Source organism: Comamonas kerstersii (assembly GCF_002056725.1).
Classification (GTDB): domain Bacteria; phylum Pseudomonadota; class Gammaproteobacteria; order Burkholderiales; family Burkholderiaceae_C; genus Comamonas; species Comamonas kerstersii.
Map to the genome: position 1 here is coordinate 2,616,754 of NZ_CP020121.1, position 14,779 is coordinate 2,631,532.

The following is a 14,779-nucleotide window of genomic DNA, read 5'->3' on the forward strand; positions in this document are numbered from 1 at the left end:
CTCCACCTGCACAAGGCACGTGGAGACCGGGGTTAGGGGCTTACTTCTGGGGCAGGATGTCCAGCTCGGCGGCTGCAGGCAGGAAGCTGTCGTTCCACACAACCTTGGGGTCAATGCGGGTCTTGGTGCCATAGGCGTCAGACACTTCAGAGGCCATCAGCGCAAGGCGGCCGGGGTTCAGGCGGCCAAAGCCATCCTGGTGCGCATCGGCGCTGTTGACCACGGTGTCAATGGCCAGTTGCAGGCGGCGGGTTTCCAGGCCCGTGTTCACAATGCCATCGCGTGCTTTGACGTGCTGGATGGCGTCTGCGGGGTTGGCAATGACTTCCCCTGCGCCCTTGGTGAAAGCAGCCAGGAACTGCTTGATCGCCTGCGGGTTTTGTTCAATCAACTTGGGGTGGGCGATGATGACGTTGCCGTAGTGCTTGACGCCGTGGTCGGCATACTGCATGAGCACCACGTCTTCGGCCTTGACGCCACGCGCTTCCAGATTGAGCAGGCTGGTGAAGGTAAAGCCGGTGATGGCATCTACGTCACCGCGCACCAGCATGGTCTCGCGCAGCGGTGGGTCCATGGAAATCCAGGTCACATCACTGACCTGGTTGGCCTTGGCAAAGGTGGGAAAGGCTTTGCGGCCTGCATCAAACACGGGCGCGCCCATTTTTTTGCCGCTCAGATCTGCTGCTGTCTGGATGCCGCTTTTCTTCAGTGCCATGACGGCGGCAGGGGTGTTGTTGTAGACCACCATGACGGCCACGGGCTTGTTGGGTGCATCCGGGTTGTTGGCATGGAACTCCATGAGCGAAGCCATGTCGGCAAAGCCCATGTCGTAGGTGCCAGAGGCCACACGCTGCACGGCTGCGCCCGAACCGCTGCCTGCGTCAATCGATACATCCAGCCCCGCCTGTTTGAAGTAACCCTTGGCGGCAGGCTGCAGGAACAGGGCTGAAGGCCCTTCAAAGCGCCAGTCCAGCAGAAACTTGATGGGCGTGCTTTGGGCATGAGCGAGGCCAAAGCTGCCAGCCAGCGCCAGTGCAGCGGTTGCTTGCAAGAAAGTGCGTTTGTGCATGGAGACTCCCGATGTATGTGGTGGTCAAAACAGCCGCAGCACGGTATGGAGGTGCTGGCGGCAGTGTTGGGTCTCCAGATTCAGCAAAAGCTATGCCTGCTTTTTGTATGCAGTTTTTGTATGTTGCTTGCGCAGCTGGTCTGTACTGGTGCAGTCAGTGTGATGGCATGCACTGTTTTGAAGCGCTGTGGAGGTACAGATACTTGGGAGCGCTGGTATGTGTGCACGTCGCTTACCGTTGTGGATAGCGAATGCTTAAAAATAAATAGCAGCTAGCGCTCGTAAAAACAGGGTTTTAGATAGTTTTGAGCCTGAAATCATTCATACATAGGCGCTGGCTGCTATGTATTCAGGTGTTGGCAGGCTGATTGAAGCAGTTGTGCAACCCCGCTGTGAGGTGGTGTGGATGATCTGCGCCTGATCTGCGTTGTGGTCGTTCCGCCTGCGCCAGTAGCGCTCTCATGGGCGCGCACGGCTGTTCTGAAGGGGGGAGGTGGGCGCTTGCGTGGCAGGCCGAGACGGCTGTCTCACATCTTTGGCAGCCTGCAGTGCAGGACGGCTAGCGTGCAGGCGGCTGCGGGTGGGGCGACTGTTTTTTGGCCCGCTCCCAGGTCACGCGGACATCGGTCTGTGCCGCGGGGCGGTAGGTGAAGTGGCGGCCCAGCAGTCCACCAGTGCTGGGTTGCACGGGCTGGCGTGGCTTTGGAGTGTCTGGCGTGTTCATGCTGCGAGCTCCTTGTGTCAGGTACACACAGTACCTGCGCTACAGACAGACATTACGCTGCTCCTGCTCTGCCAGTTGTTCCAAAGCAGCGCAGACGTCTGACAGCCGACCGCTCATGACAAAGCGGGTGCGATCCGGGTCGTGGGCACGGCGCAGCAGGCGCACGTTGTGGGGCAGCGCCTGAGGCAAGAAGTGCGCCTCATTGCTGGCCATGGTGGCCGTGGTGATGCGAGACATAGGCAGCTGGCAGAAAGTCATGGACATGGTGGTCTCCTGAGAAGCAGAGGACAGGCTAGAGCAGGCAAAAACTCTCCCTGCGGCGCGTGTGCGCAGCATGGCAAAACGGGAAAAAGGAGCGGGTGGCGGTTTAGAGCTGGAGGCTGTTGCGGATCAGACCAACGGCCAGACCTTCAATCGCAAAGCTTTCTTCCTGGCGGACGTGGATGACGGGGTAGTCCGGGTTCTCTGGGTGCAGCTCAATGCCATGGGGCGTTTTCTGCAGGCGCTTGACGGTGACCTCATCGCCCAGACGGGCGACAACGATCTGGCCATTGCGTGCTTCGTGCGTGGTTTTGACGGCCAGCAAGTCGCCGTCCAGGATGCCCGCATCGCGCATGGACATGCCGCGCACGCGCAGCAGGTAGTCAGGCTTGGTGGGGAACATGCTGCTTTCCACCGCAAAGCTCTGGTCAATATGTTCTTGCGCCAAAATGGGTGAGCCAGCAGCCACGCGGCCTACCAGAGGCAGCAGCATGGGCTGCATCTCAGGCATGGGCAGATCAAAGTGGGTGCCACGTGCGGCATTGATGCGGCGCACGGTGTCGCTGACCAGGCGAATGCCACGCGAGGTACCACTGACCAGCTCCAGCACGCCCTTGCGTGCCAGGGCCTTGAGGTGTTCTTCTGCGGCGTTGGCCGATTTAAAACCGAGGGTGCGTGCGATTTCTGCACGGGTGGGTGGTGCGCCCGTGCGTGCAATGGCGTCCTGGATGAGGTCCAAAATTTGCTGTTGCCGGGGGGTGAGTGTGGTGTGCTCCATGCCTGTCCTTCAGAAAGGATAACTGTGTGTTTATCCAGTACCTGTATTTTTAACCAGTTCCATAAGGGATGCAAGTGTTAGCAACAAGAAAAATCGTGGTCCTGGGGACCGGGGGGACGATTGCAGGCCAGGGCGCAGCCATGGGCGGCAGCGTGGGCTACAAGGCGGGGCAAATTGGTGTTGCTGAGCTGCTACAGCCCATTGCACAGCTGGCCTTGCAGGAGCACTTTGCGCTGGAGGTAGAGCAGGTCGCACAGCTCGACAGCAAAGACATGGATGTGCAGACCTGGCAGCAGCTGGCGCAGGCCTGCCAGAAGTGGCTGGCACAGGAGGATGTGGCAGGCATCGTCATTACCCATGGCACAGACACGCTGGAAGAAACCGCGTGGTTTCTGCAGCTGGCACTGCAGCCAGCCAAGCCTGTGGTGCTGACCTGCGCCATGCGCCCGGCCACCGCGCTTTCTGCCGATGGTCCTGCGAATTTGCGGGATGCGCTGATCTGTGCCGCCAGCAGTGTGGCAGGGGTATGGATGACCGCCGTGGGAGAAATTTACAGTGCGCAGTGGGTGCGCAAGGTGCATCCTTATCGTGTCAACGCATTCGCCTCGGGTGCGCAAGGGCCTGCAGGCTGGGTGGAAGAAGGGCGTGTGCGCTGGGCTTCTGAGCTGCAGCCACAGGCATGCACTGTGAAGCAGGCTCTACCGGCTGCAGTCTGGGATAGGCCTGCTGCCCAGTGGCCGTGGGTGGAAATCGTCACCAGCACTGCGCTGGCGCGGCCAGAAGCTGTGGATGCACTGGTGGCTGCAGGGGTTCAGGGCCTGGTGGTGGCAGGTACGGGCAATGGTTCTATCCACCAGCGCCTGCTGGAGGCATTGCAGCGCGCCGTGGCGCAGGGCGTGCCAGTGTGGCGCTGCACGCGCTGTGAGCAAGGTGTGATTGTGCTGGCCGATGGTGAGCGAGATGCCAATGTGGTGGCACTCAGCCCCGTCAAGGCGCGCATCAGCCTGATGCTGGCGTTGCTGCAGCAAGCGCCACACAGCCTGTAGACAGGCATGAAAAAAGCTGCCCGAGGGCAGCTTTGCAAATGCGTGTCACGCAGAGGATCAGGCGTCCAGTGCAGCAAAGACGCGAGCGGTGATTTCATCCACACTGCCCATGCCGCTGATGGAACGGTACTTGGGAGCCTTGGCAGGCTCTTCCTTGGCCCAGTTCTGATAGTAGTCCACCAGAGGGCGGGTCTGGCTGCTGTACACGTCCAGACGCTTCTTGACGGTTTCTTCCTTGTCGTCGTCGCGCTGCACCAGAGGCTCGCCAGTCACGTCGTCCTTGCCTTCCACCTGGGGTGGGTTGAACTTGACGTGGTAGGTACGGCCCGAAGCGGGGTGCGAGCGGCGACCGCTCATGCGCTCGATGATGGCTTCAAAAGGCACGTCGATTTCCAGCACGTAGTCCAGATCCACGCCAGCAGCCTTCATGGCGTCAGCTTGGGGGATGGTGCGGGGGAAGCCGTCGAACAGGAAACCGTTGGCGCAGTCAGCCTGCGCAATGCGTTCCTTGACCAGGTTGATGATCAGGTCGTCGCTCACGAGCTGACCAGCTTCCATCACGGCCTTGGCTTGCAGGCCCAGAGGAGTGCCAGCCTTGACGGCAGCACGCAGCATGTCACCGGTAGAGATCTGGGGGATGCCGAACTTCTTGCAGATGAAGGCGGCTTGCGTGCCCTTGCCGGCGCCGGGTGCGCCCAACAAAATCAGTTTCATGGAGATCCTCGATATGTAGAAATTCTTGGCGGAGCGGGGCTTTTTCAGATGGAAAAAGCAGGCGGCAGCCGCACGTTATCCGCTCAAGGATAGCACGCACGGCCTTGTCAGGGGCTTACAGCGCGGCCAATTTGCACGGGCAGGCTGTTTTCGTGCGGCCATCGCAGGCGCTTGACAACTATGCATTGGGGTGCTTGCTGTGATGCGTATCGGGTATAGGTCAGGGTTTTCTCATCCGCCGATGAAAAGCCATGACAGCGGCAAGCAACTATCAAAAAAGAGAGCGGCTTGCGCTAGTTTTTACACGGTTTGCAAAACAAATGTTTTGCAAACATAGAAGCAGCAAGCGGTAACTGCTCCTATTTTAATTGAATATTTCAGAAATTACTGAAATATGAAAGCCTTAGTCATGCTGGAAGTGGGCACGTACGCGTTCCAGATCTTCGGGTGTGTCCACGCCAGCGCCCGGGGCCTGCTGCGTGATATGCACGGCAATCTGGTGACCATGCCATAGTGCGCGCAGCTGCTCCAGCGACTCTGTCTGCTCCGTGGGCGCAGGCGTGAGCTGTGGAAACTGGCGCAAAAACCCTGCCTTGTATGCGTATATGCCGATGTGGCGCAGCGGGGTAAAGCTGCTGTCTGCACTCCACCACTGCTCGCTGGCGCGGTCGCGGTGAAAGGGAATGGGGGCACGGCTGAAATAGCTGGCCAGACCCGCAGCGTTGCAGACCACTTTGACCACGTTGGGGTTCAGGTATTCATCCCGGCTGGCGATGGGGTGGGCGGCTGTGCCCATGCTGGCCTGCGGTGCCTGAGCCAGCACCTGGGCCACGGCATCGATCAGCGCGGGGTCGATCAATGGCTCGTCACCTTGCACATTGACCACCATATCTTCACCGCTGAGGCCCAGTTTTTCGCAGGCTTCAGCCAGACGGTCGCTGCCGCTGGGGTGGTCAGCGCGCGTGAGCACGGCTTCCACACCATGGGCGGCGCAGGCCTGCACGATGGCATCGCTGTCGGCAGCGACAACCACGCGGGCTGCCGCGCTCTGGCGCGCCTGCATGGCTACGCGCACGACCATGGGCAGCCCGGCAATATCTGCCAGCGGCTTGTTAGGCAGGCGGCTGGAGGCCAGGCGTGCCGGAACCAATACGATGAACGCCATGGCGCTTACCCTTCCAGCTCGCTGTCTTCCAGAGGACGGGCCTCGTTTTCGAGCAGGATGGGCATGCCGTCACGCACGGGATAGGCCAGACGTGCGCTCTGGGAGATCAGCTCCTGGCGTTCTTTGTCAAAGCGCAGTGGGCCTTTGGTGACGGGGCAGACCAAGAGTTCAAGCAGTTTGGGATCCATGGCGGTGTCGCAGTTGTGTTCTTAATGGGTGGATGATAGGCACAGCAGACGATCCAGCAGATCGAAATACCCGGATTCCACCTGCGCTTGCAGGGGGACGGCCCAGGCATGGGGCAGATGCTGCCAGATTTTGGCGGCATCTTTTTCTGTGCAAATCACGGCAAGACGCTCATCAGTCGGGCGCTGCCAGCTTTCAAAATTGTAGTGGTCAGGCAAAGCTTCGGTGCTGTGCAGTGACAAGCCAGCGGCCTGCAGCATGTGGAAGAAATCCTCAGGCCGGGCAATGCCTGCTACGGCATGCAGCGGCTGGCTGCGCAGCGCATCCAGCGGCATGCGCTCGCCGAGTTGATTGATGGCATAGGAGGCAAGCTGGCGCTGCAGCCCAAAGCTGGGGGTGCTGGCAGGCGTGTGTGCGGGCAGTGCGCCGGTGTGCAGCACGGCAGATACCTTGCGCGGCCACGGTTCACGCAAAGGGCCTGCGGGCAGCAGCCAGCCATTGCCAATGCCTTCGTTGTTAAAGACGCAGACTTCCACATCGCGCTGCAGGGCCAGGTGCTGCAGTCCATCGTCACAGACCAGTGCCTGTGTGGCTGGATAGGCCTGTAGCAGGGCGCGTGCAGCCTCGATGCGGCGCTGCGCCACAAACACGGGAACGCCGCTGCTACGCGCCATCAGCAGGGGTTCATCGCCCACAGCTTCTGGTGAGGACTCGGGCGTGGCCTGCTGGCACTGTGTGCTCTTGCGGCCATAGCCGCGCGAGATGATGCCCACCTGCACTCCCCGGGCGCGCAGATGCTCCACGGTGGCAAGCGTAACGGGCGTTTTGCCTGCGCCACCGGCAATCACATTGCCAATCACGATGGTGGGCACACCCGGGTGTTCAGCGGACTTGATGCCCCAGGCGTACAGCTTGCGCTGCAGCCCGGACAGCGCTGCGTACAGACCGGCCAGTGGCAGCAAAGCCCAGGCAGCAGGGCCGCGGCTGCGCCAGATGCGGCGCAGCCGTTCAGAGCTGGTGCTGTGGTGTGCAGGGGAGGACATGCCGGGCTTACTGGCCGCTGCCTGCTGTGGACTGGGTCGCGAAAGTGATTTGCGTCAGCCCTGCGCGGCGCGCGGCTTCCATGGCAGAGACCACGGACTGGTGCGGTGCCGATGCATCTGCGCTGATGATGACGATGCTCTCAGCGCCCGCAGGTGCGGCGCCCACCAGCGCGCTGGCAATAGCTTCCACGGAGCGGTCTTCCAGCGCGGTCTTGTCCACGGCGTAGCGGCCATCGGCGGCGATGGAGATGATGACCTCCCGGGGGCGGTCACGCATTTGCGTGGTATCGGCCGTAGGCAGGGTCAGCTCCAGCTCCGTGAACTTGCTGTAGGTGGTGGTGAGCATCAGAAAGATGAGGATCACCAGCAGCACGTCGATGAAGGGGATCAGATTGATCTCTGGCGCTTCCGAGCGGCGAGGGCGGAAATTCATGGCCATGGTGTGCCTTGCCTTTGCTTTACTTGCTGCGCAGGCGGTTGAGGTGGCGCACAAACTGCTCGCTGGCCAGCTCCAGCTGCAGCAGGTAGGCATCCACACGAGCGCGGAAGTACTTCCAGAAGATCAGCGCGGGAATGGCCACGATCAGACCAAATGCCGTGTTGTACAGCGCGATGGAAATACCGTGGGCCAGCTGTGCAGGGTTGCCCGTGCCGACCGCACCACCGCCAGCCTGTGAGCCAAAGATTTCAATCATGCCGATCACCGTGCCCAGCAGGCCCAGCAAGGGCGCGGCAGAGGCGATGGTGGCCAGTGCGCCCAGGTATTTTTCCAGGCGGTGCGCCACGGCGCGACCTGCGCCTTCCATGCGCGCACGCAGGTCTTCTTCTGAGCTGTGAGGGTGGGCGCTGAGCTGCTGCATGCCACTGGCCAGTACTTCACCCAGTGCGCTGTTTTGTGCCAGCTGCTGAATCACTTCGTTAGAGGGCAGGCGGTCCTTGGAGACGGTAATAGCCTCATCCAACAACTGGGGCGGCGCCACGCGCGCCGTCTTCAATGACATGAAGCGCTCAAAAATCAAGGCTAGAGCGAGGATGGAACATGCAATAAGGGGCCAGATGGGCCAGCCAGCGGCCTGTATGATCGACAGCAACTTTTTCTCCCGTGCTTGTGTTGTTGTGAGCGTGCAAGCTTTGCATTATCGCGCAGCCCCTGCACCCCTTTGGAGATTGCAGCGCTGGCGTCTTTGCGTCTTTTGCGAGCGTCAAAGCTTAAGCGCTTGCTGCCGTGCTGTGTTGTTGTTTTCAGCCTTGTCTGCGCGATGTGGACTATTTGGGAATTGGTTGGCCTCTCATGTCTTTCTTTGATCACACTGCTGCGGTGACGGCTGGCTCCCGCGTCTGGGAGGTAGGTGCGTTGTGCCGCGCCATTGCTGACAGTCTGGAGGCCCGCTTTAACCCGGTCTCTGTGCGTGGTGAGATCACTGGCTTTTCGCGCGCAGGCAGTGGCCACTGCTACTTCAATATCAAGGATGCCGCCGGTCAGCTGCGCTGCGCCATGTTCCGCCGCGCTGCCATGGCGCTGGACTTCATGCCCCGCGATGGTGAGCTGGTGGAGGTGCGTGGCAAGCTGGGCGTGTACGAGCAGCGCGGTGACCTGCAGCTCATCGTCGACAGCCTGCAGCGTGCAGGGCAGGGCGCGTGGTTTGAGCAGTTTCTGCGCCTCAAAGCCCAACTGGAAGCCGAAGGGCTGTTTGATGCGCAGCGCAAGCGTGCCCTGCCCGTCATGCCCAAAGGCATTGGTGTGGTGACTTCGCTGGGCGCAGCAGCCCTGCATGACGTGGCAACCGCCTTACGCCGACGCGTGCCGCATATTCCGGTGCTGATTGTGCCCTCGCTGGTGCAGGGCGCAGAGGCTCCCGCTTCCATCGTGCAGGCGCTGCAGCAGCTGTATGCACTGGCACAGCGCAAGGGCGAGCCCGGTGTGCCTGACATCGATGTGATCTTGCTGGTGCGCGGTGGTGGCTCCATGGAAGACCTGTGGGCCTTTAACGATGAACAGGTGGCGCGCACCATTGTGCAAAGCCCGGTGCCGCTGATCAGCGGGGTGGGGCACGAGACCGACTTCACCATTGCCGATTTTTGCGCTGACTTGCGCGCGCCTACGCCGACGGCGGCGGCAGAGCTGGTGGCGCAGCCACGCCAGGCATGGCTCGATGGGCTGGATCTGCTGCAAGAGCGCATGCAGTCTGCCTTGCTGCGTCAGCTGGACCGGCACGCACAGCGCCTCGATGTGGCTGCGCAGCGCCTGGGCAGGCCCAGCCAGAAACTGGCGCAGCAGCGCCTGCAGCTGTCACAGCTGGGGCAGCGTACACGCCATGGCTTACTCATGAAAGTGCAGCAGCAGGGGCAGACATACCAAGCGCTGGAGGGAGATTTGAAGCAAAAAACCATGCGCCGCCTGGAGCGCAGCCGTGAATGGCTGCAGCAGCTGAGCGTGCGCATGGAGCTGCTCAATCCGCAGCGTGTGCTCGAGCGTGGCTACAGCGTGCTCACGACGCAGGAAGGGAAAGTGGTGGCCAGCGTAGACCAGGCCCCTGTGGGCACGCCATTGAAAGCCATGGTGGCGGATGGTAGTCTGGACGTGACCGTGACCCAGCCCAAGCTGCTGTAAGCCTTGCCGTGCGTGCAAAGCGCTTGGAGAAAGTACGCCTTTTAGGCTGCAATGCGCTTGGCTTGTTCCTACAATGGAATACGAGCCATGCATTGCGCCAGGTCAAAACACGTGTTGAGCCTGTTTGCCGAAAGCGCCCATGTATGGCGGTCACTTTTCAAGAATTTCAACCACCACGAGGATTCAAAAATGGAACATACCCTGCCACAGCTGCCTTACGCCATCGACGCTCTGGAGCCCCACTACAGCAAAGAAACTTTTGAATACCACCATGGTAAGCACCACAACACCTATGTGGTGAACCTGAACAACCTGATCAAGGGTACAGAGTTTGAAAACCTGTCTCTGGAAGAAATCGTTCTGAAGTCCTCCGGCGGTATCTACAACAACGCTGCCCAGCACTGGAACCACAGCTTCTTCTGGAAGTGCCTGACTCCCAACGGCGGCGGCGCTCCTGCTGGCGCGCTGGCTGACGCCATCAATGCCAAGTTCGGCAGCTTCGATAACTTCAAGGCTGAGTTTGCCAAGTCTGCTGCTGGCAACTTCGGCTCCGGCTGGACATGGCTGGTCAAGAACGCCGACGGTTCCGTGGAAATCGTGAACACCGGCGCTGCGGGCAACCCTCTGGTTGACGGCAAGAAGCCTCTGATCACTGTGGACGTGTGGGAACACGCTTACTACATTGACTACCGCAATGCCCGTCCCAAGTTCCTGGAAGCCTTCCTGAACAACCTGGTGAACTGGAAGTTCGCGGAAGAAAACTTCGCAGCCTGAGCCTCTGCCTGACAGATCGCTGTCAACGCCGATCATGAGGTCGGCCCAAGCCCACTGGTGAAAGCCCGTGGGCTTTTCTTTTGCGTCACTGGTAGATTGGGCCTGGCAAGCATGAAAACATGCTGGCGTCAATCTAAGTCTTATAGAAGAGTTTTTGATCAACTCTTGTACAAGACTTGATAAAAAGTGTGGATCAAGGGTTAGAATTTTGCATAGTGGGAGTCCGCTTTAAGCATGCGAAATTTCTGACCTTGCATTTCATGCCAATCAGGAGCCAAGCACCACAGCGGGCGACCCTGTCGGGAGCAGGCCTTGGTGCCTATCCACATCCCTGCAATCCATCGAGCCAAAAGCAAGAAGATGACAACTCAGCAATCCACCATCATCTACACCCTGACGGATGAAGCTCCCCGTCTGGCCACCAGTGCATTCTTGCCCGTTGTGCAAGCTTTTGCTTCCACCGCTGGCGTGAATGTCGAAACCAGCGACATCTCGGTCGCTGCGCGCATTCTGGGTGAATTCCCAGACTATCTGACGGAAGAGCAGCGCGTGCCCAACTCGCTGTCCGAACTGGGCAAGAAGACGCTGGAGCCTGATGCCAACATCATCAAGCTGCCCAACATCTCGGCGTCCGTGGCCCAGCTGACTGCTGCCATCAAGGAATTGCAGGCCAAGGGCTACAACGTGCCCGACTATCCTGACCAGCCCACCAACGAGCAGGAAAAGGAAATCAAGGCTCGCTACTCCAAGTGCCTGGGCTCGGCTGTGAACCCCGTGCTGCGCGAAGGTAACTCTGACCGCCGCGCGCCTGCCGCGGTGAAGAACTATGCCCGCAAGCATCCCCACTCCATGGGTGAGTGGAAACCATGGTCGCAGACCCACGTGTCCCACATGCACGAAGGCGACTTCTATCACGGCGAAAAGTCGCTGACGCTGGACAAGGCGCGCAACGTGAAGATGGTGCTGGAGACCAAGTCTGGCAAGACCATCGTGCTCAAGGAGAAGGTGGCGCTGCTGGATGGCGAGATCATCGACTCCATGTTCATGAGCAAGAAGGCGCTGTGCGACTTCTACGAAAAGGAACTGGAAGACTGCAAGGAAGCTGGCATCCTGTTCTCACTGCACGTGAAGGCCACCATGATGAAGGTTTCGCACCCCATCGTGTTCGGTCACTGCGTGAAGATCTACTACAAGGAAGCTTTCGAGAAGCACGGCAAGCTGTTTGACGAGCTGGGCATCAACGTCAACAACGGCATGGCTACGCTCTACGAAAAGATCGAGACCCTGCCTGCTTCCAAGCGCGAAGAAATCATCCGCGACCTGCACGCCTGCCAGGAACACCGTCCTGCGCTGGCCATGGTGGACTCTGCCAAGGGCATCACCAACTTCCACTCGCCCAACGACGTGATTGTGGACGCTTCCATGCCTGCCATGATTCGCGCTGGCGGCAAGATGTGGGGCGCTGACGGCAAGCAGTACGACTGCAAGGCCGTGATGCCTGAGTCGACCTTTGCCCGTATTTATCAGGAGATGATCAACTTCTGCAAGTGGCACGGCAACTTCGACCCCAAGACCATGGGCACCGTGCCTAACGTGGGCCTGATGGCACAAAAGGCTGAGGAATATGGCTCGCACGACAAGACTTTCGAAATCTCCGAAGACGGCGTGGCCAACATCGTGGACATCGAAACCGGTGAAGTGCTGCTGTCCCAGAACGTGGAAGCTGGCGACATCTGGCGCATGTGCCAGGTCAAGGACGCAGCCATCCGTGACTGGGTGAAGCTGGCCGTGACCCGTGCCCGCAACTCCGGCATGCCTGCTGTGTTCTGGCTGGATCCCTATCGTCCCCACGAAGCAGAGCTGATCAAGAAGGTGGAAAAGTACCTGAAGGATCACGACACCACCGGTCTGGACATCCAGATCATGAGCCAGGTGCGCGCCATGCGCTACACCCTGGAGCGCGTGGTGCGCGGTCTGGACACCATCTCCGTGACCGGCAACATCCTGCGCGACTACCTGACCGACCTGTTCCCCATCATGGAACTGGGTACATCGGCCAAGATGCTGTCCATCGTGCCTCTGATGGCTGGCGGCGGCATGTACGAAACCGGTGCAGGCGGCTCTGCGCCCAAGCACGTGCAGCAGCTGGTGGAAGAAAACTTCCTGCGCTGGGACTCGCTGGGTGAATTCCTGGCGCTGGCCGTGTCGCTGGAAGACCTGGGCATCAAGGAAAACAATGCCCGCGCCAAGCTGCTGGCCAAGACCCTGGACCAGGCTACCGGCCGTCTGCTGGACGAAAACAAGTCGCCTTCGCGCAAGGTGGGTCAGATCGACAACCGTGGCTCGCAGTTCTACCTGACCCTGTTCTGGGCACAGGCGCTGGCCGAGCAGACCGAAGACGCGGAACTGGCTGCCAAGTTCACCTCCATTGCCAAGTACCTGGCAGAGAACGAAGCCAAGATCGTGCAGGAGCTGCTGGCTGTGCAGGGCAAGCCAGCCGACATCGGTGGCTACTACCTGCCTGAGCTGTCCAAGCTGGACGCTGTGATGCGCCCCAGCACCACCTTCAACAAAGTGGTGGAGTTGCTGAAGGCCTGATCGTTTGATCACCTGAAGCTGCATGATCTGTAGCCAGACCCGGCTGCAGATCATGAAAAACAAGAGCTGCTTGCGCAGATATTTACTGGTTTTCAGAGCGAAAAGTATCTGAAAACCTTGTAAATCAAGCGCAAGCAGCTCTCTTTTTTTGTGTTTTGCCTTGGTGGCTGTGCTGTGGTGGGTTTTCCCTTAAGGGTTTTTTGGGGAGGGTTTTGTGCCTGTCTGCTCCTAGACTGAATGTCGTTCAATGACGAAATGGGAGACAAAGATAATGACAATGCGTCGCAGAACCTGCCTGCAGGCAGGGCTTGCCGCCATGGCCGGAACACTGGCAGGCATGCCCGCACTGGCATGGGCAGATGACAGCTTTCCCCGCCGTGCGATCAAGCTGGTGGTGGCATTTCCCGCAGGTGGCCCCACAGACATCACCATGCGCCAGCTGGCGGAAAACGCTTCCAAAATTCTGGGTCAGCCCATCATTGTGGAAAACCGCCCCGGCGCTTCGGGCTCTTTGCCCGCGTCGCAGTTGCAGTCCACCCCGGCAGACGGCTACACCATTGCCCAGCTGCCCATGAGCGTGATGCGCCTGCCTTTCACCACGGGGCTGAAGTGGAACCCGGTGGAAGACCTGAGCTACATCCTCAACGTCACCGGCTACGCGTTTTGCATGGTGGCCAGCACCCAGTCGGGCTTGAAGTCCTGGGATGATGTGGTGGCCTGGGCCAAGGCCAATCCGGGCAAGCTCACTATCGGTAATACCGGCACCTACACCTCACCCCATGTGACCAGCGCCATCATCGCCCAGCAGCTGGGGCTGGATGTGGTGCATGTGCCTTACAAGGGTTCGGCCGAGCTGATGCGCGCGACCATGGCGGGGGAAGTGATGGTTGCCGCCGATACCAGCGCCGTGATTCCCTATGTGGACGAAGGGCGCATGGTGGCGCTGAACGTCTGGACCGAAAAGCGCCTGCCCACCTTGCCCAATACCCCCACGCTGATGGAGCTGGGCCTGCCTACGACCCAGTATTCGCCGTTTGGCCTGGTCGGCCCCAAGGGCATGTCTGCCAGCGTGCAGGCCAAGCTGCATGACGCCTTCAAGCAGGCCATGGAAATGGAAAGCTACCAGACCATGCTCAAGCGCTTTGAAATGCTGCCTATCTATATGAACAGCGCGGACTACAAGGCCTTTGCCAGCGAGTCCACAGCGCTGGAGCGTGAGGCGCTCAAGCAGCTCAATGCCTCCAGCGTCTGAGGCTGCGCATCAAAAGTGATGCAACAACCAGGCCTTGCACTGCAAGGCCTTTTTTCTTGGCGGGTTTTACGGCTGCTGAAAGGGCGCGCCAGTGATCTTGCTGCCAGGCTTGATGTGCTTGGACTGGAACCAGCCCTGGTTCATCTCCAGCACATAGCGCACGGGCTCAGTCGAGCAGTGCGAGCGCTCGTCCAGCGGCTGCATGTCGGCCAGGTTCACGATGCGGCCATCATCGGCAAGAAAGGCTGCAGTCAGCGGAATCAGTGTGTCCTTCATCCAGAAACACTGCACGCCGGGCTGCTCAAACACAAACAGCATGCCCTCGTGCTGGGGCATGGACTTGCGGTGCATCAGCCCGATCTGGCGTTCATGAAAACGGGCGGCCACTTGCGCATCAATGCGGTACATGCCTGCACGCAGCTCTGTGCGGGGCAGGTTCAACTGGGGCTCTGGAGCAGATGCCTGCGCATGGGCCAGTCCCAGGCCAGCCAGCCATGCAGACAGCGCCAGACGCACAGAGCAACGATGGAAAAAAGCAGTATTCATGCGGTGAGCGTG

Annotated in this window: 16 protein-coding genes; 5 read left to right on the plus strand and 11 right to left on the minus strand. The window is 59.9% G+C overall.

What is annotated here, in order from left to right; translation table 11 throughout:
- Nucleotides 1-40: 40 nt before the first annotated feature.
- The 4 genes from B5M06_RS12300 to lexA form a co-directional block, all read right to left on the minus strand.
- Complete coding sequence (locus B5M06_RS12300; protein ID WP_054067685.1) at nucleotides 41-1,069, minus strand: ABC transporter substrate-binding protein; 1,029 nt, start codon at nucleotides 1,067-1,069, stop codon at nucleotides 41-43.
- A gap of 559 nt (nucleotides 1,070-1,628) precedes the next feature.
- On the minus strand, nucleotides 1,629-1,793 hold the full coding sequence (locus B5M06_RS17045) for a hypothetical protein (protein WP_162777467.1): 165 nt from the start codon (nucleotides 1,791-1,793) through the stop codon (nucleotides 1,629-1,631).
- Nucleotides 1,794-1,832: 39 nt separating this feature from the next.
- Complete coding sequence (locus B5M06_RS12305) at nucleotides 1,833-2,057, minus strand: hypothetical protein (protein ID WP_054067686.1); 225 nt, start codon at nucleotides 2,055-2,057, stop codon at nucleotides 1,833-1,835.
- Nucleotides 2,058-2,160: 103 nt separating this feature from the next.
- Nucleotides 2,161-2,832 (minus strand): transcriptional repressor LexA, encoded by a 672-nt coding sequence (gene lexA / locus B5M06_RS12310; RefSeq protein WP_054067687.1) that lies wholly within the window; start codon nucleotides 2,830-2,832, stop codon nucleotides 2,161-2,163.
- 68 nt (nucleotides 2,833-2,900) lie between these two features.
- Between lexA and B5M06_RS12315 the strand changes: the two genes are divergently transcribed.
- Complete coding sequence (locus B5M06_RS12315; protein ID WP_054067688.1) at nucleotides 2,901-3,878, plus strand: asparaginase; 978 nt, start codon at nucleotides 2,901-2,903, stop codon at nucleotides 3,876-3,878.
- Nucleotides 3,879-3,935: 57 nt separating this feature from the next.
- Here the strand turns inward: B5M06_RS12315 and adk are convergent, their stop codons facing one another.
- The 6 genes from adk to B5M06_RS12345 all read right to left on the minus strand — a co-directional run bounded on the left by adk (nucleotide 3,936) and on the right by B5M06_RS12345 (nucleotide 8,077).
- Nucleotides 3,936-4,592, minus strand: a complete 657-nt coding sequence (gene adk, locus B5M06_RS12320) for an adenylate kinase (protein ID WP_054067689.1) — start codon at nucleotides 4,590-4,592, stop codon at nucleotides 3,936-3,938.
- Nucleotides 4,593-4,995: 403 nt separating this feature from the next.
- Entirely contained in the window at nucleotides 4,996-5,757 is a 762-nt protein-coding gene (gene kdsB / locus B5M06_RS12325; RefSeq protein WP_054067690.1) for a 3-deoxy-manno-octulosonate cytidylyltransferase, read from the minus strand.
- A gap of 5 nt (nucleotides 5,758-5,762) precedes the next feature.
- Complete coding sequence (locus B5M06_RS12330; RefSeq protein WP_054067691.1) at nucleotides 5,763-5,945, minus strand: Trm112 family protein; 183 nt, start codon at nucleotides 5,943-5,945, stop codon at nucleotides 5,763-5,765.
- 21 nt (nucleotides 5,946-5,966) lie between these two features.
- A complete protein-coding gene (lpxK, locus tag B5M06_RS12335; protein ID WP_054067692.1) occupies nucleotides 5,967-6,986 on the minus strand; it encodes a tetraacyldisaccharide 4'-kinase in 1,020 nt (339 codons plus the stop codon).
- A gap of 7 nt (nucleotides 6,987-6,993) precedes the next feature.
- Entirely contained in the window at nucleotides 6,994-7,419 is a 426-nt protein-coding gene (locus tag B5M06_RS12340; protein WP_054067751.1) for an ExbD/TolR family protein, read from the minus strand.
- A gap of 25 nt (nucleotides 7,420-7,444) precedes the next feature.
- A complete protein-coding gene (locus B5M06_RS12345) occupies nucleotides 7,445-8,077 on the minus strand; it encodes a MotA/TolQ/ExbB proton channel family protein (protein ID WP_054067693.1) in 633 nt (210 codons plus the stop codon).
- A 200-nt stretch (nucleotides 8,078-8,277) separates the two neighbouring features.
- On the opposite strand from B5M06_RS12345, the gene xseA reads away from it, so the two are divergent.
- From xseA to B5M06_RS12365, 4 genes are all read left to right on the plus strand, one after another.
- On the plus strand, nucleotides 8,278-9,597 hold the full coding sequence (gene xseA / locus B5M06_RS12350) for an exodeoxyribonuclease VII large subunit (RefSeq protein WP_054067694.1): 1,320 nt from the start codon (nucleotides 8,278-8,280) through the stop codon (nucleotides 9,595-9,597).
- 189 nt (nucleotides 9,598-9,786) lie between these two features.
- Nucleotides 9,787-10,371: a superoxide dismutase gene (locus B5M06_RS12355; protein WP_054067695.1), complete on the plus strand. Its 585-nt coding sequence runs from the start codon at nucleotides 9,787-9,789 to the stop codon at nucleotides 10,369-10,371.
- Between the two features lie 360 nt (nucleotides 10,372-10,731).
- Entirely contained in the window at nucleotides 10,732-12,969 is a 2,238-nt protein-coding gene (locus tag B5M06_RS12360) for an NADP-dependent isocitrate dehydrogenase (protein ID WP_054067696.1), read from the plus strand.
- A gap of 277 nt (nucleotides 12,970-13,246) precedes the next feature.
- Complete coding sequence (locus B5M06_RS12365) at nucleotides 13,247-14,221, plus strand: Bug family tripartite tricarboxylate transporter substrate binding protein (protein ID WP_054067752.1); 975 nt, start codon at nucleotides 13,247-13,249, stop codon at nucleotides 14,219-14,221.
- Nucleotides 14,222-14,287: 66 nt separating this feature from the next.
- Here B5M06_RS12365 and B5M06_RS12370 read toward each other — a convergent pair whose 3' ends face one another.
- The gene (locus B5M06_RS12370) at nucleotides 14,288-14,767 is read right to left on the minus strand and encodes a DUF192 domain-containing protein (protein ID WP_054067697.1); all 480 of its coding nucleotides are present in this window, start codon (nucleotides 14,765-14,767) and stop codon (nucleotides 14,288-14,290) included.
- Nucleotides 14,768-14,779 lie beyond the last annotated feature (12 nt).